This window comes from Rufibacter soli (assembly GCF_054781795.1).
Window position 1 is genome coordinate 1 of sequence record NZ_BAAGTS010000005.1, and the last position, 19,584, is coordinate 19,584.

Sequence of the window (19,584 nt, forward strand, 5' to 3'; positions counted from 1 at the left end):
CAGTTAGAGGTCTTTAAAAGGAGCCGCCGCGTTTTGGGCCTGTTTTCAGAAAAACAGGCCCAAAACGCGGCGGCTCCTGGCATAACTGCTTGCCCTTAGCTATTACGCCATTTAATACTGCAGCCAATGGCCTTGGTGGTAGGCTGGGGTACCGGTTTATTGGTGAGCAAATGATCCAGGGCCGCCTCAGCGTACCGTTTCTCCACTTTGGCCGGGTCACCGGAGTTATCGTCAATGGCGCCTATGTAGGTTATTTTCAGGTCCTGCCCCTGGCGGGTTAAGACGTAGAGCTGTGGGGTGCGGGTGGCGCCGTACCGGCGGGCAATTTCCTGGCTCTCATCTTGCAGGTACACAAACGGGTAATTTTTCTCGCGGGCGCGCTTCTGCATCTCCGGAAAGGCATCTCCCGGGGAGAGTGCCGCATCATTGGGGTTGATGGCGATAACCGGGTACCCTTTGGGGGCATATTTCTGGTGTAGCTGGATCAGGCGTTCCTCGTACAACTTGGCGTAAGGGCAGGTGTTACAGGTAAAGGCAATGATAAATCCTTTGGTGTCTTTCTGATTCTTAAGGCTTACCAATTGGCCATCTACATTTTTCAGCCGGAAGTCAGAGACGGTGTCGCCTAACTGGTAGCCGTTCTCAGGGGCCTTAAAGGCGGAGGCCAGCAGCAGCAAGGTGCTCAAAACTGCCAGGTAAAGGTTAATTCTCTTCATGGGTGCGGCGGGAGGTTTAGTTGAATTTAGAGGAGATAAAGTCTTGCAGTTGGGGCAGGGTAAGGGGCTTCTCAATGAAAAACCGCTGGTGGCGGGCGTTGTTGAGGATAAGGGTAGCCGGAATGGCCCCACTCCAACTGGGGTCCACCAGATCAATCCAGGCATTCTGGTCAGGCTCATCCAGCACAAAGACGGTGCTTTTCAATTGACGGCGGTTCACAAAAGGAATCACCTTTTTCTCCAGGTCCTTGGCAAAGTCCATGCTCACTAAAACCACTTTAAGGGGCTTGTTTTTGTATTGCTGCTGCAGGGCCTCAAAATGGGGCAGCTCCTCTACGCAGGGCTGGCACCAGGTGGCCCAGAAGTTAAGCACGTACGTGGTGTCTGATTTGGAGGAAAGATATTTCTGCAGCTGCGGCAGCTTGGCCAGCGGCACTGGTGGGGTTTGAGCCACGGCGCTGCCAGCCAGGCACATACCTAGCAAGGAAAGGAAAAGAAAGAGAAGTCGCTGGTACTGCATACTCGGGCCGTATTTCCTTGTTAATGTAACGATTCTTTTAGTACCGGGGTACACCTAAGAAACATTTTTAACTACCATTTAAGAACAGCAGCATGAGTGAGAAGTTAGCAGGCAAGAAAATAGCCATATTAGTGGAAAAAGGATTTGAACAGGTAGAGTTAGAGAAACCCCGCAAAGCCCTGCAGGACGCTGGCGCCGAAACCCATCTTATCTCCCCTCAGAAAGGCACGGTGAAAGGCTGGGACATGACTGACTGGGGCAAAGAAGTAGACGTGGACAAAAACCTGAAGGATGCCGTGGCAGCCGACTATGACGGTCTTTTACTGCCCGGCGGTGTCATGAACCCAGATTACCTGCGGGCCAATGAACAGGCGGTGGCCTTTGTGCGGGCCTTTGCTGAAAGCGGCAAGCCCATTGCGGCCATCTGCCACGGCCCTTGGACCCTTATTGAGGCCGGCGCCGTAAAAGGCCGCCAGATGACCAGTTGGCCCTCCCTTAAAACAGACCTCACCAACGCTGGCGCCAACTGGGTAGACCAGGAGGTAGTCACAGACAAGGGCCTGGTGACCAGCCGTAAACCCGAAGATATTCCGGCCTTCAACAAGAAAATGATAGAGGAATTCGCTGAAGGCATTCACAACAGAGGCTAGGTTATTGACTCTTTAAAACGAAAGAGAGCCGCTCATGACCTTGAGCGGCTCTCTTCGTTTTGGGCCTGTTTTCCTGAAATGAGGCTTAAAACAGCAAGACAACCAAGCGTAAAAAAAGAAGGGATGCCTCTTTGCAGAAGCATCCCTTTTAAAGTTGGGCGGTGCGGTCTTTTAGAAGCCTACGCCCAGGTAAACCTGGAACATTCCCGCCTTCACATCATTCAGAGAAGTGTTCAGCAGGCCGGCGTCAAACTTGCCAATATCTGCGAAGCTGCGGTAGTACCTGCCCCCTAACCGGAACATGGACACCTTGGCTTCAACGCCTGCGGCGGCACCGTAGTCAAAGGTATTCAGGCCTTCTTTGTCTATCTCCTTGTCATCGCGTTTGGCGGTGAGCATCACGCCTACCTGTGGGCCGGCATGAATGCTGATGTTCTCAGTGATATTGGCTACGGCCAGTACCGGCACGTCAATGTAGTCAAAACGCAGGTCACCGTCATCAGACTTCACCTCGCGGCGGGTATAAAGTGCCTCTGGCTGAATGGAGAACACGCTGCCAATGCTGAACTGGGAGTAGAAACCGGCGTGCCAGTTGGTAGAGGTTTTCAGGCCTCTGATCTGATCTTCCCCGTCACCGTGCAGGGAGTTGAATAAAACGCCCCCTTTCACCCCGAAGCCACTGTTACCTCTGGGAGAGCCCTCGGCGCCTTCGTTATGGTTAATGATACCTCTGTTCAGTACGCGTTCCTGGGCTTGGGCAGCTCCAAAGAAAAGGGAGGCTATTAAAAGTAAAGTGAGTTTTTTCATAGCAGGTAGTATTTTTGGAATTGTAGTATGGTAATAAAGAGGCCTATGTCTTTACATAAGCTTTCCTCTTATACTGCGTACTGCCCATAATGTTGCAAAAGGAAGAAGCAGGTATTTAGGCCAAAACAAGGTAACCGGCGCCCCTGTTAACCCTTGTACGGCAGAAGGCCCAAAATTGAACCTAAGAAGGATATGTTAAAGATTGCCTGGTCTCCAGAATATGCCCACCCGTTGCCAGAGGCGCACCGGTTTCCTATGCTCAAGTATGAACTGCTGCCCGAACAGCTTTTGTATGAAGGCACGGTCACCCAGGAGAACTTCTTCCAGCCCTCGGCCCTGGCCGAAGACCGAATTCTGCGCGTGCACGATGCTGATTACTGGCACCGGCTGCGCACGCTGGCCCTCACGCCCGCTGAGATCAGGAAGACGGGCTTCCCGCTGTCTAAGGAACTGGTGGACCGTGAGGTGGTGATCATGGGCGGTACGGTAGAAGCCGCTCAATACGCGTTACAGTATGGGGTGGCCATGAACATTGCCGGCGGCACCCACCACGCCTTCACTGACCGCGGCGAAGGGTTTTGCCTGCTCAATGACAACGCCCTGGCCGCGCAATACCTGCTGGACGAAGGAAAGGCCACCCAGATTCTGATTGTGGATTTAGATGTGCACCAGGGCAACGGCACCGCCCAGATCTTTGAACATGAGCCCCGCGTCTTCACCTTTAGTATGCATGGCGGCAACAATTACCCCCTGCAGAAAGAACGCTCAGACCTGGACGTGCCGCTGCCAGACGGCATTGAAGACAAAGCGTACCTTTCCTTGCTGAACCGTCACCTGCCGGCCCTGTTTGACCAGGTAAAGCCAGATTTTGTGTTCTTCCAGAGTGGGGTAGACGTGCTGGCCACTGACAAGCTAGGCAAACTGGGGCTTACGCACGCGGGCTGCAAGGAGCGGGATTTAACGGTGCTGGAGTTGTGTCACCGGCATGGGGTGCCGGTCTGCGCCAGTATGGGCGGCGGCTATTCTACCCGCATTGCAGATATCGTGGAGGCACACGCCAATACCTTTAGGCTGGCGCAGCAGATCTTCTTTTAGGCACTTATATTAAGTAGCGGGTGTCACGTAGCACGATAAAAAAACCGTTTCGGGCCTGTTTTTCAAAAAACAGGCCCGAAACGAAATGTGGTCTTACTATGTGATACTATAAATCAGTCCCGGGTTTTCAGCTTGGTAGCGGGGCTCCGGAACAGGTAGAGAGAGCGTTTGAGTGCCAGGTAAATGAAGGGCACCAATAAGAGCACCAGCAGAAGGTAAATCATCACCTTCATGACACTCAGGAATAGGCTGATGACCATAGCGGCCAATAGAATAGAGGCTGTCAAGAGTAGCCAGAATTGAATGGTTTGCTTTGAGGAACTTCGGCCCATGGATAAAAAATTAGTGAAACAATAAGGCTAAGTCATGCTGGGGCAGCTTAACCCTGTAGAGATCCTTTTGTTTTTGAAGAACGGATACCGCCCGGCAAAAGTGCGAAAGGGGCTCTGTTTTATTAAGTTACAAATTATTTTCCAGTTTTACGTGGTTTTTCCAAAATCGGCCCGAAAACAACCTGCCATCTAAAGGCCCATTTCCAGGTTATCTGGTAACGGTCTACGCCGGCCTGCGCCAGCACGCGTTGCCAGTCTTCCCGGCTAAAAGCCCTTAGCACAGAAAGGGGCGCGTCATTCTTTACCAGATGAGATCTAGAGAAAAGCCGGGTAAGGCCCTTAATGGAATAATAGGCCAGCGGGTGCCGGTGCAGGTCATTGATCAAAACCGCCCCCCGCACCTGCCTCTGCAGTTGGGCGAGTAATCGCGCTAAGTCCTTATCTGGGAAATGGTGCAGAAACAAACTGCAGATCACAATGTCAAACTCCTGCTGGGAAAAGGCTTGTGAAAACACATCGGCCTGGCGGTAAGAAATCTCTGGGAAACTCTGGCTGAGAGAAGCACTGTACTCCAGCATGAAAGGGTTGGCATCTATGCCCACCAACTCTACTGGCAGTTGTCGTTTGCGTGCCCACAGGGCCACCATGCGCAGGGTGTCGCCGCCGCCGCTGCCCAGGTCGGCTATTTTGAGCCTGTTTTTTGAAAAACGTGCCCAAAACGGGTTTCCAACAATTTTATCTAAGCCGTTGCGCACCACGTCATGTCCACCCAGCCACACGTTGATGAACTCCAGTTCCTTCAGGTTCTGGCGCAGGTCATCGCTGGCCAGCGAGAGGTCATCCATAAGTTCCAGCGTGGTGGACCGCTGGTTAAACATAGTGCACAGATAAGAGCATAGACTCCAGGGTAAGGCCCGGGCCGAAGGCGAAGCTGAGGATTGGAGCCTGTTGTTGGGTTGGTTGTAGGTCTCCCCACAGCGCCCGCAGCACAAACAGCACCGTAGCCGACGACATGTTGCCGTATTTGCGCAGCACCTGGTAGGCATATTGGTTGTCTTGGGCGGTTAACCCCAGTGCCTGCTCTATGACTTCCAGAATCTTGCGGCCGCCCGGGTGAATGGCAAACAGGTCTATCTGGTCTAGTTGCAGGTTGAGTTTTTGCAGCAGTGACTGGGTCAGCTGACCAATGCCCTGCTTGATAAGAGCGGGAACGTAAGAAGAAAGCGTCATCTCAAACCCGAAGTCCTGAATGTGCCAGGCCATCTCTTTCTGTCCGGACGGAGCCAGGTCACAATGGAAAGCCTCCACGCCCAAAGAAAGCGGGCCCAAGGGCTGCGGACTGACTACTACGGCGGCCGCACCATCGGCGAAAAGGGCATTGGAGACCAGGTGGTCACTCTCAGCGTGCTTTTGGAAATGGAGGGTGCAGAGTTCGGTGCAGACAATGAGCACGCGGGCTTGGGCATCGGCGCGGCAAATGGTGTCTGCGAGCTTTAAAGCGTTGAAGGCCGCGTAGCAGCCCATGAAATATACGCAGGTACGCTGCACCTGCGGCGATAACCCAAGGGCGTCTACCAATTCAATATCCAGCCCCGGCGCGTACATACCCGTGCAACTTACCGTGATTAAATGGGTGATTTCCTGTATGGCCAGGTGCGGTACCTGGGCCAGGCAGTCCTGCACCGCGGCCACCGACAGCGGGAGCGCCCCTTTCTGGAATTGGCTCATGCGGGCGCCTACCGTAGGGAAAGGCTCCAGGCCGGGGGTGTTGGGGTAAAATTCATAGCTGCCGTTCTGCCGGCCATAGTCTGGGAGCACGGTGTGGCGCTGGTCAATGCCCGAGACCCGGTACAGGGCTTTCAGCTTGCGGGTGTTCTGGGCATCCAGTTGAAGGGCCTCTGCCATAAAGTCCGCGATCTGTTGCTGCGGGAGCACATGCGGGGGATTAGCCGTTCCTATGGCGCAGAGGTAACTCTTCATATAAAGTGTATAAGCAAAAAAGCGCTGAGATGTTTAAAATCTATATTGCTGCGGGAGAAAGGGAATCGGTGCGGCCCGCTTTTCACATACTCAGAATCTGGTGCCTTGGTTTTGGGTTTAAAGAGATTAAAAGGGCTGCCCGTGGGTGCGCCGCATAATGGCCTGGGTTATAAAAGGAAGCCCTTTTAGCCCTGCCACCGCCAGTTCAGACAGAACCGGGTGCCCAAACAGCCGCTGCACCAGCCTGCCGGTCTGTAGCCTGGCGCCAAACTGTCTTTTCCAATTACCAGCGTAGGCGGTCTCCATTTGCTGGCGGGTTTGTTTGCCTTGTAGAAACAGCAGCACCTGGTCAGAGAGCAGCTTACCGGAGTGAATGGCCATGGCCATGCCGTTGCCGCAGAGGGGCGTGATCAATCCGGCGGCATCCCCGGCCATTAGCACCCGTTCTTCCAGGCAGGTTTTAGGGGCGAAGGAGATTTCATTAATGACCAGGGGTTGTGGATAAAGAAAGTCACTGTTGGCGAAGATATCCCGCAGGAAAGGATTCTTGCTGAGTTCCTGGGCTTCCATTTCGGCAATAGTGCCGTACCTTTTGAGGTTCTGCCGGGTGGTAAGGTAACAGAAGCAGTAGCGGTCCTGCTCAATGGCTGAAATGCCCGCGTACCCGTCTGTAAAATTGTGCAGGGCTATCAGGTGCTTAGGCATTTGGGTGCGCACATGGTACTTAACGGCCATGTACGGGGAGCGTTCCTCAAAGAACTCCCGGTTGAGCCGACGGTCTAGGCCACTGCGTTTGCCGTAGGCGCCAATGACCACCTGGGCCTGCAGCGTTTCTCCAGAGGAAAGCGTGACGGTGAACAGGTTTTCTTCAAAAGAAACGTCTGTGGCGGTAGCCTGCTGCCGGAAGGCAACCCCCTGCCTAAGTGCCATCTCATAGAGGTAATGGTCTAACCGGTACCGGCTCACGCCTGTGCCGCCCAAATCAAGGGGAGTCTGCAGCATTTTCCCTTTAGGCGAGGACAACATAAACTTGGTTAAGCGGGCGGGCTCCAGGTTATCAATCCGTATTTGAAGTGCCTGTAGGTAGGGCAGTACCTCATTAGAAATATATTCGCCGCATACCTTGTGGAAGGGGTACTGCTTTTTCTCGATAACTGTCACCTCTATCCCTTGGCCCGATAATTGCAAAGCACTAACCAGGCCCGCCAATCCTCCGCCAATGATAATGGTTTTACGGCTGTTCATGCTGGTGATATGGTATTATAATTTAAGTGCAATAGCAGTAACGTATAATTCATTTTAATGTCTGTAGTAGGCGTAAAAATCCAAAACTAAGTTTGATTAGGATGCGTTAATATTATGTGCAGACAGCCGTAAGTTGTTGTAATTCAAGCTAAACAAAAATGCCCCATGAAACACTTTATACTTTTATTATTTATTTGCCTCACCTTCGGGGATTTGTCGGCTCAGGTGCGGGTACGCGCCATGCCAGCAGAACAGAAGAGCGAGGCAAAAGCAAGTCAGGAAGATCCTGGCCTTTCAGTCTACCCCAATCCCTCCAGCGGCATAGTGACCATCTCTCTGGAAGGCTATGAAGGAAAGAAAACAGACTTACGTATAATGAACGTGATTGGGAACGTGGTGTACCGGGAAGTGGTGCAGGATCCCAGCGCCCATTTTGCCAAAACCCTTGACTTAACCAAACTGGCCAAAGGCTTGTACTACGTTAAAATTGAGGCCGCTAATTATAGTGAGGTAAGAAAAGTAATTCTGAGGTAACTTTCAGATTTCTGTTGAAAAAGGCAAGGCCCCCGGGTCTTGCCTTTTTTGTTATTGGTTAGTGGTTTCCAAATGGATGCTAATAGACGCGTTTACTTTTATCTGTTGAAGACATATTTTCCTTTCATGGTTTTATGCTGGGTATTTTATGATTGAATTATGGGAATTTAAGTTAATACAAAAGACGCAGGAAATGAATGTCTTGCTGTATAGCGGCTCAAGAATCTAACCAGGCAAATAACACTGCAAGAGAAAGGGTTTGGCAAAAGTTTATTATGTGCGGCAGGAAGTAATGGCAATCGCACTTTCATTAAAAAGCAAAGTACAGCATAGTTTAACTTCTGTATTAAATTCTGCTCTCGGATTTGGAAACTAAGCGTTATAGGTCTCTGGCCTTGCCAAATAACAGGTAGTATTTAGCCGTGAATAATTTGGGTATCTGCCAAAAGATAAAGGAAAACCTGGACAGATAGATATTTCCCGGATGGCCAGAACAGGTCCGGTAAAATGGTCAGGCTTCACTTAAAAAAGAGGTGGGAAAAAAGAGTGGCCCCGTCAGGAATCGAACCTGAATCTAAAGTTTAGGAAACTTCTATTCTATCCGTTGAACTACGGGGCCATTTAAAAGCCGGCTACGGGCGTCTGCTGTAAAAGTAAGGTAAAATTAGGAGCCAGGAAACTCAATGCCAACTAAAGCCCCACATTTTTATCTGGTTTCACAAAGCGGAGCCAAGAGAAAAGGGAATTAGGAAGAATAGAAAAAAGGAGGATCAGGCACGCGTATGGCAGTCAATTTTAAAATGAGAAGTAAATAGGCGAAAGGATTAGGATAAAAACAAACAAAGCAATTTTATTAGATTGGCTTTTATTAATTGGAATAACGTAATTTAATTCCTGGGCTGTAACGGTTTGATTATTGCGCCTTATTTTTATATTTGTGCTCTATTAAATAAAAACAAACATTTAAATCTATAAAACTATGAGAGAACAACTCAAAGGCAAGCTTGACAAAATGCAGATGGAAGTAATCCGTGATTGCCAGAATGTTGAAGACGTTCAATTAATGTTAGGTATTTTCAGCCAGATGAATGAGGCGTTAAACCAAATTCCTGATTCAATGAACAAGCCTAAAGGTGCAAAAAGAGGCCGTAAGCCAAAAAACGCAGAAGCTAATTCATAAGGTTATATTTTAACAATTGCCTTAAATGGGTGAAGGAGACTTGCAAGCAGGTTCCCTTCACCCATTTTCATTTTAAAAAAGTACTCAGTAAGCCATTTAAGAATTTTCAAGGAGTAATTTATTTTTTAAGCTGCCTTTCCAGGCCGATTAGGAAACCCCTACTTTCTTTTGAATTTCAGGGTAATTCATTGAAGTATGTTGGGTAAGTCATTGGCTTTCAGTTGATCTGGTAAAGGATTTTCTCCCGTTCTTATTGACAAGGGTGGGTGCGGGCAGGAGCCAAGGCCTAAAATTTTAAACTAGTATGCCTGAAAGGCAAAGAAAAGGAGGGAATTCACGTATATGTGGCGTTGGCACGTAAGCCAAATAAGAAGAAGGAGGCTGCCTGGGTGTAACCTGACTTCTGATACTTAAATATATTCCATGGAGTCACAAGTGACTAACATATCTTTAGAGCCCCATGAATCAGATGATTCGCAACCGGCGTTGCTTTTCATCCCAGATATAAGTGGCTTTACGCGCTTCATGCATGAGAATGGAGTACGCTATAGCCGCAACCTCATTGCCGATTTACTTGAAACCATTATTGAGGGCAATATCCTTAATATGGAGTTGTGCGAAATACAGGGAGACGCTATTTTATTCTATAAACTGGGCGATCCGCCGGCCATTGACCAGATAGTAAGCCAGTGCAAGCAAATCTTCCTTGATTTTCAGAATTACCTCCGTATTATGGAGCGGGACAAGTTTTTGCCCAGCGCGCAGTTATCAGAGACGAAACTTACCCTTAAAATAGTAGTGCATTATGGGCGCATTAGCGTCACCCAGATCAGGGATTATACCAAACTGATGGGCACCGATGTGATTATGGCGCACCGGTTGCTTAAAAACAGCATTGAAGGGTCTGAATATGTGCTCTTAACAGAAGGATACCTGAATACCCAGGACCCAGAAGCCGTTAAACAAAACTTTGAGTGGTCTCAGCTAAAGGAAGGGGAGAACGAGTATGAACACATGGGCCTGGTACGCTATAAATATGCGTTTCTTACGCCTTTGCGCCTGCTCGTAACCGACCCTGAGGTTGAGCATACGCACAAACAGTACCCCAATACCTTTTCTCTCAAGAGCCACATAAAAGCTCCTGTGAATTTGGTGTGGCGCGTTATCCAGAATTACCGGCTTAAACCTAAATGGATGCATCGGGTCAAATCGGCTAGGTTTGACACAAAGAAAATAAACCGCATTGGCACCAACTATCTGTGTGAAATGGAAAAAGGCGGGCTTATTGAAATGCAGACGCTGCAAAGCCGGGTTACCCCAGAAAAAACAGAGGTAATTGAGAAAATGGCCAATTTTAAAATGTTTCCCAACTCGCTTATCTTCTACTACCTGTATGAGGAAGAAGGTGGCACCTTTCTCACACTGGAGTTCCATTACAGTAGAGTGTCAGTAGGAGATTACTTCTATGACTATTTTGGCCGTAGCCAGATCAAAGCGTTTATGAAGGCCTCGCTGGTGCAGTTGAAAATGCTGTGTGAGCAGCTACAAGCCGCCAGGAAGCAGCCCTAATAATTTTAGACACGCCTGTAACAGAAAGGGCCGCCATAAGAATGGCGGCCCTTTCTGTTGGTATGGATCCCGTAAAAACTATTGGGCAATGGCAATCACAAAGGAAAGCACCGTAAGGATAATCCCTATCATGAAGATGGTATATGAGATGCGCAGCAGACGGTACTTGCTCTTCAGCACATCACCCAAGTAATAAATATCAGTGATCATGTTGTTGTAGAGGGCGTTTTTGTCGCGCATGATATCATGCATGCCGGCCTGAAAGTCTTCTAACGGAATTTTGGTGAAATTCCCGAAGAACAGCAGGTTGATACGGCGGCTGGTAAGTTTATCTGGCCTAAGCCGGAAACTGGTAACCTCTGGCTGCGCCGAGATAATAGCGGAGATAACAGAAGCCAGCGTAGTGGCCAGCAGAATGCCCACCGGTATCATTAAAACTGGGTTACGGGTAAACTCCGCGCCAATAATAGAAGACTTGGTACCCAGATACGTGATGATAATAGACATGATGATGGCATTGAGGCTGATCATCATGTTGGCCTTATTATCTGCAATGGCACTTAGGCTTATATGGTTGTCATAGGTGCTTTTAAACATGGTCTCAATGCCACGCTTAGGCTGCGCCATGGTTTCCCGGTTCTTCTTCTCCTTTTTCTTTTTCTTCTTAGCCAGTTCCTGCTGGTGCGTGCGCTGCGCCTGAATGTTTTTGCTGAGCTGTTTGGAGAACTTGGCCTGCGCCGGTTGGGTCCTGAAGGAGACAGAAAGCAGGAAGTCTAGTTGATACTGAGACCATTCCAGGTCTGTGAAGGTGCGGTCCAAAAAGATTTCCCACTCCACGCGCAGCAGTTCTGCGGTGGCAAAGAAGGTATCTTTTCCAATGTTGGCAATGTCTGCATCAACAAGAATGTCTTCCAGCAGGTGGTGCGTGAGCTGGCCTTGCTTAGTGGCCATGATACAACGGTTCACCTGAGTAATTTTGTCCTCTGGGTATTTTTCTTCGCGCAGAAAATGGGTGGCTATTTCAACGCTTTCATCCTCATGGTTCTCATAAGTGGTAATATAGCCGGTGTCATGGAACCAGGCTGCCAGTAGCAGAATCTCAAGTTCTTCATCAGATAGTTGTAATGTCTCAGCTAAGTGACGGGCTTCTTTCACCACTTCAAACGTGTGTTTGTAGTTGTGATAAACCAGCTTCTTAGATAGTTTCTCCTTAAAAAGGGCAAAAACAAAATTGCCTGCTTTCCGGATGAGATCTTCTTTTTCCATAAAATAGATTGGAGCGGTATTGCCCTGGCACTTGCGCTGAGGAAGCATGAGAGCTTCCTCTTTGGAGGTTGAATCCAAAGGTCTACAACGCTATTTCCTTCTGTAAGGTTAGAAATTTGCCTTCCCGTAAAAAGAAAGACGGGTGCCAGACCTGCTGCTTCCTGGCAACCGGCCGTAGCTGCCAGGCTGAAATGGAGGGGAATGTGGTGGCGGCAAGCAGTCAAGCAGAAGGTTTTCAGACCTTGGGTTTATAACCCATAGAAGGCGTTCTTCGGGCTGCGTTTTTATGCCAAACTACCTTACGCAAAAGGAGTTGCCTTTCTAAGGAAAGCCACATGCAGAAAGCCTTTTGGTTCTCCAGCGTATGCTTTACATATAGACGTTTCCAGTTCTTGCTAACCCTACACCGCTTGCTTACGTCATAGGGTCAAATATTGTACTGAATCTATTTTAAAAGTGGGTGAACCATCGCGATAGGCGATACTCCGTATAAAGAGCAGCTTTTACGTAGAAGGTACCCTTTTACCTTAATCTCCGGCCGAACAGAAAGCCTTGCCCGTATTGTTCATGAAAAATAAATACATTCTTCTTTTCCTGCCGGTGGCCTTGTTCTGCCTGTTGCAGGCTTGTACTACCGCAAAACCTTATTACGCTCGTTCAGTCACAGACTGGAAAAGCAACACGCCCAAAGACTCCTCAGAGATCATTTACTCTGTATTCCTGATCGGGGATGCCGGAGCCCCCATCACAGACCGGCCCGATCCCAACCTGATGCTACTCAGATCCCAGATCATGGCTGCCGGTGCCCGCAGTACCGTGGTGTACCTGGGTGACAATATTTACCAGAACGGCTTGCCAGAGCCGGGAGCTTATGACCGTAAAACGGCAGAGGCCCGCATGAAGGCGCAGCTGGATATCTTGAAAGGGTACCCCGGCGAGAAATACATGATCCCGGGCAACCATGACTGGGGCGGTGGCAGCGGCAGCCCAGACGGGTGGGACGCCGTGGTCAGGGAAGAGCGCTTTGTGGAAGAATACCTCACAGACAGCAGCATTGTGGTGGGCACAGACTTCTTTGTACCGGGCGGGGGCTGCCCAGGCCCCTTTGAGGTATTGGTGGAAGATGATATTGTTCTGATTGCGCTGAACTCACAGTGGTGGCTACACCCATATGAGCGGCCATACGGCAATGATAGCCCCTGCGGGGTAGTCAATGAGGTAGACATGCTGGTGCAACTGGAAGACATCATTGACAAGAACAAAGGCAAAAATATCATGGTGGTGGGGCACCACCCCCTTTTCAGTAATGGTATTCACGGGGGGTATTTTACCCTTACAGACCATTTGTTCCCCCTTACCATTGTAAGAAAAGGCTGGGTGTTGCCGCTTCCTATTATTGGGTCAATCTACCCTCTGTCCCGGAAGTACGGCGGTATTGCCCAGGATATTCCGCACCCCACCTACCAGGCCTACATTAAAGGCTTGATGGGCGTGTTTGAGAAATATGATAACATAGTCTACGCCGCCGGGCATGAGCACAACCTGCAATATTACAAGGCGGGCAAGCTGCCCCATATCATTAGTGGATCTGGCTGTAAAACCCAGCACGTAAAGAATGGTGGAGACGCCTTTTACGCCCACAAATCAAAGGGTTTTGCGCGGGTAAACTACTACCGCAACGGCGAGGCCTGGGTAGAGTTCTGGACCACCGATGAAAGCGGGAAAGAGCCGCCTGCCATGGCGTTTAGGACCCCTATGTACGCTAAATCTGTAACTGAGCCCAGCCGCATAGCCGCTAATCCCGTCAATTACAAAGACAGCACCATCACCGTGCCGGCTAACCCCGCCTATGCCGCCGGCGGCGTGAAGACCGGGTTGCTGGGCGCCCACTACAGACAGGAATGGCTTACTCCGGTTACCCTTCCTTTGCTAGATCTGCAAAATGAAAAGGGAGGATTGATTCCCTATAAAAAAGGGGGCGGCAAGCAAACGGCTTCCCTGAAACTCCGCAATGAAGAAGGTCGGCTCTACACTTTGCGTTCTGTAAATAAAGACCCCACCAGCGTACTGCCTGTGGCCCTGCAGGAAACCTTTGCCCGTGACTTATTGCAAGACCAGATCTCTGCGCAGCATCCGTACGGGGCATTGATTTCAGCGCAGCTGGCAGATGTGACCGGGGTGTACCATACCAACCCTAAACTGGTGTACGTGCCTAGTGACCCCCACTTGCGCCAGTACATTGATGAGTTCAGCAATACCATGGCCTTTCTGGAGGAAGACCCCAATGAAGACCACTCAGACGTGGCCAGCCTGGGCAACGCCACTAATATTGTAGGCACCGAGAAGGTGCTGGAACGAAAGAAAAATGACCATGATAACCGGGTAGACGAGCAGGAATATGCCCGCGCCCGCCTGCTAGACATGCTCCTGGGGGACTGGGACCGGCATGAAGGGCAATGGCGCTGGGTGGAAACCAAATTTGGGGATGATTCCCGTTCTTTTAGGCCCGTACCAGAGGACCGCGACGTGGCCCTTTTCAAGGCCGACGGGATTATTCCCTGGCTGGTTAGCCGCCGGTGGGCTGTCCGTAACTTCCAGCACTTTGGCAAAGACTACGGAGATTACAAAGGCCTTAACCTCACGGCCCTTACCGTTGACCGTACCTTCCTGTCTAGCGTGACCAGAGACCAGTGGCAGGCAATTGCCAAAGAGATGAAGAACGTGCTCACCGATGCCGCCATAGAGGAGGCCGTCCGGCAGATGCCCAAAGAGGTGTTCCCAATGTCTGGGCCAGAGATCATTGCCAAGCTCAAGTCCAGGAGAGACCTGCTGCCACAGGTGGCAGACAAGTACTACCTGCACCTGGCCGAAGACGTAGACATTGCCGGCAGTGACAAGCGGGAGAAGTTTGAAGTGCGCCGCCTCAACGACAATGAGACGGAAGTGACCGTGCGCAAAATCAACAAGGAAGGCGAAATAAGCCGGGTGTTGTACCAGCGCAAGTTCCTACACAAAGAAACCGAGGAAATCAGGCTTTATGGCCTTGGCGGAGATGATGTGTTTGAGATAACTGGCAACGTGAAACAAGGGCCCATGGTCCGGATCATAGGCGGCGAGGGGAAAGATTCCATCACGGATAAGTCCATGGTAAAAGGCTTTGTGCGCAAGACCAAGGTCTATGATTACACCAAAGAGGAAAACGTGCTGGCGCTGGGACCAGAGTCTGAAGACAAAACGGAAGACTATGAAGACGTGAACGTCTATGACCGCGACAACTATAAAATCCCGTACCTGGGGCCGCGTCTGTCTTTGGAGTATAACGTAGATGACGGTCTGTTCTTGGGTGGGGGAGTCCTGTACAGGAACCATAAATTCCGGAAGAAGCCCTATGCTTCAGAGCACACCCTGCTGGCCAACTATGCCTTTGCTACGGGCGCCTATAACATCAGGTATGACAGTGAGTTCAAACAAATCTTCAATGACGAGCTGGACTTAGGGGTGAAGGCTGCCATCAATGGCCCACAATACCAGATCAACTTCTTTGGCTTGGGCAATGAAACCAAGCAGACCCGCGAGATTGACTATTACCGCGTAAGAATAGCGCGTATGATGGCATCGCCTACCATCAATACCAACTTCACCAGCTTTATACGCATGGGCATTGGCCCTATCTATGACCGGTATGAGCTGCAGCATTACCCTGGCCGTTTTGTAGATGAGACCTTCTCTGAAGAGGTATTTGGGGTAGATCAGTTTATTGGGGTCAGAGGCTTTATGCGGGCGCAGGCGGTCAGCACCCCGGTAAACCCGCGTATTGGGTTGAAGTGGTTAAACGAGTTCTCCTACAGCCGCCAGTTAAAGGGCCAGGGCAAGAACTTCGGGCACATAGATTCTGAGTTCATCTTCTATATTGGGCCGCGCCTGCCATTCCAGGTGACGCTGGCCGCCCGGTTTGGAGGGGCGCACAATTTCGGGGATTTTCCGTTTTACCAGGCAAATACCTTGGGTGGCCTTTCTAACCTAAGGGGATACCGCCGCACCCGGTTTGCTGGCCGCAGCTCGCTATACCAGAACACAGAACTGCGCGTGCAGCTGTTTAAATTCAATGTCTACCTTTTCCCGGGCAAGTTTGGGGTTATGGGCCTGATAGACCATGGCCGGGTTTGGGCAGACGGCGACAAATCCAACAAAATACATAGGGGCGTAGGCGGCGGCATCTGGGTAGACGTGCTCAAGCAAGCCGTGGTTAATGCCACCTACTCTGTGGGCGAGGAAGATAAACTGGTGAATCTCAATTTTGGGTTCCTGTTTTAAAAAGTAACTACGTAGTACTAAAAGTATCTAACACCATTGGCATGAAACACTTTTATTTCTTTTTTGGGGTCCTGGCGCTTCTGACGTTGGGGTCGCAGGCAAATGCACAGGGCTTTTTCTCAGACTCATTACGGGCCACCGAAGACCCCGAGGAATTGGCCAACCCGTCTGTGGTGGGTATGGGTAAAAGCAAGGGCGTGGTCATTAGGTATGAACGCCTGCCCCGCTTTGGCATGTGGTCAGAGGGCAAGCAAGAGGGTGTAAGAGACGCTGAGGCCAAGGTGCTCAAGAGCAATCGGTTTGAGTTCAAGGCCTATGCCCCGCTGGTGAACAATCCCCATTTTAAGATGGTACTGGGCGGAAGCTATTTTATAGAGGAATTCAATTTCAGTAACCCCGAGGACCAGAAATACCCCTTGTACCAACGGCTGGAAGACAAGAACCTACGCTCCCTGGACGGACAGCTGATCATGCTCAAACCCCTCAACAACAAAAACTACATTGTGTTCAGGGTGAAGGGCGAACTGAACGGGGACTACGGCAAGCATTCCAACGTAAGCCTCAAGCGGTATTTCAGAACCTCTATGGAGGCCATTTACGGCTGGAAGAAAAGCCCTTACCTGTCTTACGGGATAGGAGCCCAGCTAGGCTATGCCTTCGGGCGGCAAACCATTTACCCAGCCTTTCTATACAACCGCACCTTCAATGAAAAGTGGGGGGTGGAGGCCATCTTCCCGGCTAACGTGACCTTGCGGCGTAACTTCTCAGAAAAGTCTTTGCTATACCTGGGCTATAAGATTGAAGGGGCCACCTACAACATCAACATTGACACCGAGCCCTTTACCCAATATGAGACCGTAGAGATTAGAAAGTCTGAGGTGAAAGGCCGGCTAAGGTGGGACCGGGAGATCTATGATTTTCTGTGGTTTGGGTTAGAGACGGGTTATCGCTATAATCACCGCTTTAACGTGTATGACGGCCGCAACAAAACGGCTAATCCCCTCATAGAAAACCATATCAAAGACGCGGTGTTCTTCAACGTGGAGCTGTTCCTGGTGCCCCCACGCCGCTTCTTAAAACAATAGATTTCTGTTTTGGGCCTATTTTTCAGAAAACAGGCCCAAAACAGAAACAAGCTCTATTCTTATTTAAAACTGAAAAGCCCCGGCCCTGACAAAATCATCTGTCAGGGCCGGGGCTTTTCTGGTGGGTGTGCTTCCTGAAGACGCCTAGCGGGCCGCCTTCTTTTTCAGGAAGTGGTAGATGTCATACTGGGCCCGTATAGAGGCCGTAGGGTCACTGGAGATCCAGTACTGGTTGTCTGCGGTGCGGGCCTTCTGGTTGTCCTGGCGCTGGATGTCCAGCAAGTGCCGGAGTTCCTTGCGCAGGTCTGGGTTGTAGATAGGGAAGGCCACTTCTACCCGCCGGCTCAGGTTGCGGTTCATCCAGTCAGCGGAGGCCACGTAGATTTTCTCTTCGCCGCCGTTACCGAACACGTAAATACGGCCGTGTTCCAGGTACCGGTCTACAATGCTGCGCACAATAATATTCTCGCTCAGGCCCCGTACGCCGGGTATAAGGGTGCAGATACCCCGCACCAGCAATTCTATCTTCACGCCGGCCTGGCTGGCCTCATACAATTGCTGGACCATGCGGCTGTCTTGCAGGGCATTCATCTTCAAAATCATGTAGGCCGGCTTTCCTTCCTGGGCCAGGCGCATCTCGTTCTGGATGAGTTCTGTAAATCCTTCGCGCAGGTTGAACGGCGAGACCAGCAAGTGCTCAAAGGTTTGGTTTTTGTTACCGTCTACCAGGAAATTGAACACCTGGGCCAACTCACTGGTAAGGCGTTCATCTGTGGTGAAGAGGGCGTGGTCTGTATACACCAGCGAGGTCTTCTCATTATAGTTACCGGTGCTCAAATAGGCGTAATGCATGGCCTGCCCGTCTTCCTGGCGGGTGACCAGGCCGATCTTGCTGTGTACTTTGAGGTCTGGCACGCCATAGATCACGTTGGCGCCTGCCTTCTCCATCTTGTTACCCCAGAAGATGTTAGACTCCTCATCAAAACGGGCCTTCAATTCCACCACCACCGTTACCAGCTTGCCATGCTCGGCTGCCCTGATCAGGGCCTTGGCGATTTTAGATTTCTCGGCTACGCGGTATAGGGTAATGCTGATGCTGGTCACCTGCGGGTCATCGGCGGCCTCTTCAAAAAACCGAAGCGCGTAGTCAAACTTCTGGTAGGGGTAATGCACCATGTATTCCTTTTTCTTCATGGCATCCAGCAGGCTGGGCGCGTTTTCCAGCTCAGGGTGGGGCAAGGGTGGCGCCGCTTCATAGTAGAGCGGGGCCATGTCAAACTTAGGAAACCCGAAGAAGTCCCTGAAATTATGGTAGCGGCTGCCCACCACCAGTTCCTCAGAGGTGAGGCCGGTGCGGTCCAGCAGGGCATTGAGCAGGGCTTCAGGGGTTTTGGGGTCATACAGGAGCCGGCTGGGGTGCCCGGTCTCCCGCTTTTTAAGGCTTTTCTTGATCTTGGCCATGAGGTTACCAGATACCTCTTCCTCAATGTCCAGTTCGGCGTCGCGGGAGAGTTTCACGGCAAAGGCCTCAACGTGGGCGAAGCCAGGGAAAAGGTCTTGCAGGCCTATCCTGATCACGTCATCCAGCATCATCACAAAATGCTTTCCGTCTTCAGCGGGCAGCTGCACAAACCGGCTGCCGTGCTTCTGGGTGGGTATCTCTAAGATAGCGTATTGGTCGTGGGTGGTTTCCTGGTCTGGGGTGGGCGTTAGCTGCACCATCAGGTAGACGGTCTGGTCTTTCAGGAACAAAGGGCTGGGGTTAGAGCTGAAGATAATGGGCACCAGCAGCGGCTTCACGGTTTTTTTGAAGTAGTCCAGTGCCATTTCGCGCTGGCTGGCGGTGCACTCGGTCTCATCTATCAGGCAGATGTGCTCTTTGCGCAACTCGGGCAGCAGCTCATTCCTGAAGATCTTGCCAAACTCCTTCTGTTGCCGTGATACCTCCTGCAGAATCTCGTCCAGTTCGGCTGAGGGGTCTTCCTCCAGCTTTTCACGGGTTTTCTTCTTCAGCTTCACCAGGCGGCGCATGGTGGCCACGCGCACTTTGAAATACTCGTCCAGGTTAGAGGAGAAAATGGCCATGAAGTTGAGGCGTTCCAGCAGCGGAACCCGCGGGTCTTTGGCCTCTTGCAGCACCCGGTAGTTAAACGCCAGCCAGCTGAGTTCACGGCTTAGAAGCGGAGTTTCTGAAGGGGAGGCCCCGGATGTAATCTGTTGGGTTGGGTCTGAATTTTCAATTGCAGCCATTCTGGAATAAAAGTAAAAGGGGGAGTTCTGGAAAGCGACGG

16 protein-coding genes and 1 tRNA gene are annotated in these 19,584 nt (G+C 50.8%); 7 read left to right on the forward strand and 10 right to left on the reverse strand.

The features are described 5' to 3' along the window. Nucleotides 1–95: 95 nt before the first annotated feature. Together ACYVJQ_RS14725 and ACYVJQ_RS14730 are read right to left on the reverse strand one after the other, a co-directional pair. Nucleotides 96–716: a thioredoxin family protein gene (locus ACYVJQ_RS14725; protein ID WP_460893868.1), complete on the reverse strand. Its 621-nt coding sequence runs from the start codon at nt 714–716 to the stop codon at nt 96–98. Between the two features lie 16 nt (nt 717–732). Further along, a complete protein-coding gene (locus ACYVJQ_RS14730) occupies nt 733–1,236 on the reverse strand; it encodes a TlpA family protein disulfide reductase (protein WP_460893869.1) in 504 nt (167 codons plus the stop codon). A gap of 92 nt (nt 1,237–1,328) precedes the next feature. On the opposite strand from ACYVJQ_RS14730, the gene ACYVJQ_RS14735 reads away from it, so the two are divergent. Beyond that, nucleotides 1,329–1,886, forward strand: coding sequence for a type 1 glutamine amidotransferase domain-containing protein (locus tag ACYVJQ_RS14735; RefSeq protein WP_460893870.1), 558 nt, complete (start codon nt 1,329–1,331; stop codon nt 1,884–1,886). Between the two features lie 171 nt (nt 1,887–2,057). Here ACYVJQ_RS14735 and ACYVJQ_RS14740 read toward each other — a convergent pair whose 3' ends face one another. Further along, on the reverse strand, nt 2,058–2,693 hold the full coding sequence (locus ACYVJQ_RS14740; RefSeq protein ID WP_460893871.1) for a porin family protein: 636 nt from the start codon (nt 2,691–2,693) through the stop codon (nt 2,058–2,060). Nucleotides 2,694–2,885: 192 nt separating this feature from the next. Here ACYVJQ_RS14740 and ACYVJQ_RS14745 point away from each other — a divergent pair, with 192 nt between their 5' ends. Then, on the forward strand, nt 2,886–3,788 hold the full coding sequence (locus ACYVJQ_RS14745) for a histone deacetylase family protein (RefSeq protein ID WP_460893872.1): 903 nt from the start codon (nt 2,886–2,888) through the stop codon (nt 3,786–3,788). A gap of 113 nt (nt 3,789–3,901) precedes the next feature. Here ACYVJQ_RS14745 and ACYVJQ_RS14750 read toward each other — a convergent pair whose 3' ends face one another. The 4 genes from ACYVJQ_RS14750 to ACYVJQ_RS14765 all read right to left on the reverse strand — a co-directional run bounded on the left by ACYVJQ_RS14750 (nt 3,902) and on the right by ACYVJQ_RS14765 (nt 7,345). Further along, complete coding sequence (locus ACYVJQ_RS14750; RefSeq protein WP_460893873.1) at nt 3,902–4,120, reverse strand: hypothetical protein; 219 nt, start codon at nt 4,118–4,120, stop codon at nt 3,902–3,904. Between the two features lie 134 nt (nt 4,121–4,254). Continuing rightward, a complete protein-coding gene (locus tag ACYVJQ_RS14755) occupies nt 4,255–4,998 on the reverse strand; it encodes a methyltransferase domain-containing protein (RefSeq protein WP_460893874.1) in 744 nt (247 codons plus the stop codon). Then, a complete protein-coding gene (locus ACYVJQ_RS14760) occupies nt 4,991–6,100 on the reverse strand; it encodes a type III polyketide synthase (protein ID WP_460893875.1) in 1,110 nt (369 codons plus the stop codon). The genes ACYVJQ_RS14755 and ACYVJQ_RS14760 overlap by 8 nt, the downstream gene beginning before the upstream one ends. Before the next feature lie 126 nt (nt 6,101–6,226). Beyond that, entirely contained in the window at nt 6,227–7,345 is a 1,119-nt protein-coding gene (locus ACYVJQ_RS14765; protein WP_460893876.1) for an NAD(P)/FAD-dependent oxidoreductase, read from the reverse strand. A gap of 165 nt (nt 7,346–7,510) precedes the next feature. Here ACYVJQ_RS14765 and ACYVJQ_RS14770 point away from each other — a divergent pair, with 165 nt between their 5' ends. Further along, nucleotides 7,511–7,879 (forward strand): T9SS type A sorting domain-containing protein, encoded by a 369-nt coding sequence (locus ACYVJQ_RS14770; protein WP_460893877.1) that lies wholly within the window; start codon nt 7,511–7,513, stop codon nt 7,877–7,879. Nucleotides 7,880–8,426: 547 nt separating this feature from the next. Here ACYVJQ_RS14770 and ACYVJQ_RS14775 read toward each other — a convergent pair. After that, a tRNA-Arg gene (locus ACYVJQ_RS14775) sits at nt 8,427–8,498 on the reverse strand. 360 nt (nt 8,499–8,858) lie between these two features. Here ACYVJQ_RS14775 and ACYVJQ_RS14780 point away from each other — a divergent pair. Both ACYVJQ_RS14780 and ACYVJQ_RS14785 read left to right on the forward strand, forming a co-directional pair. Next, nucleotides 8,859–9,059, forward strand: a complete 201-nt coding sequence (locus tag ACYVJQ_RS14780) for a hypothetical protein (RefSeq protein ID WP_460893878.1) — start codon at nt 8,859–8,861, stop codon at nt 9,057–9,059. A 423-nt stretch (nt 9,060–9,482) separates the two neighbouring features. Then, nucleotides 9,483–10,628, forward strand: coding sequence for a DUF2652 domain-containing protein (locus tag ACYVJQ_RS14785; RefSeq protein WP_460893879.1), 1,146 nt, complete (start codon nt 9,483–9,485; stop codon nt 10,626–10,628). 78 nt (nt 10,629–10,706) lie between these two features. Here the strand turns inward: ACYVJQ_RS14785 and ACYVJQ_RS14790 are convergent, their stop codons facing one another. Beyond that, the gene (locus tag ACYVJQ_RS14790) at nt 10,707–11,894 is read right to left on the reverse strand and encodes a Pycsar system effector family protein (RefSeq protein ID WP_460893880.1); all 1,188 of its coding nucleotides are present in this window, start codon (nt 11,892–11,894) and stop codon (nt 10,707–10,709) included. A 567-nt stretch (nt 11,895–12,461) separates the two neighbouring features. Between ACYVJQ_RS14790 and ACYVJQ_RS14795 the strand changes: the two genes are divergently transcribed. After that, nucleotides 12,462–16,208 (forward strand): metallophosphoesterase, encoded by a 3,747-nt coding sequence (locus ACYVJQ_RS14795; protein WP_460893881.1) that lies wholly within the window; start codon nt 12,462–12,464, stop codon nt 16,206–16,208. Nucleotides 16,209–16,249: 41 nt separating this feature from the next. Continuing rightward, on the forward strand, nt 16,250–17,293 hold the full coding sequence (locus ACYVJQ_RS14800; protein WP_460893882.1) for a DUF6268 family outer membrane beta-barrel protein: 1,044 nt from the start codon (nt 16,250–16,252) through the stop codon (nt 17,291–17,293). Between the two features lie 144 nt (nt 17,294–17,437). On the opposite strand, the gene ppk1 is transcribed toward ACYVJQ_RS14800, so the two are convergent. Continuing rightward, nucleotides 17,438–19,543 (reverse strand): polyphosphate kinase 1, encoded by a 2,106-nt coding sequence (gene ppk1 / locus ACYVJQ_RS14805; RefSeq protein ID WP_460893883.1) that lies wholly within the window; start codon nt 19,541–19,543, stop codon nt 17,438–17,440. Nucleotides 19,544–19,584 lie beyond the last annotated feature (41 nt).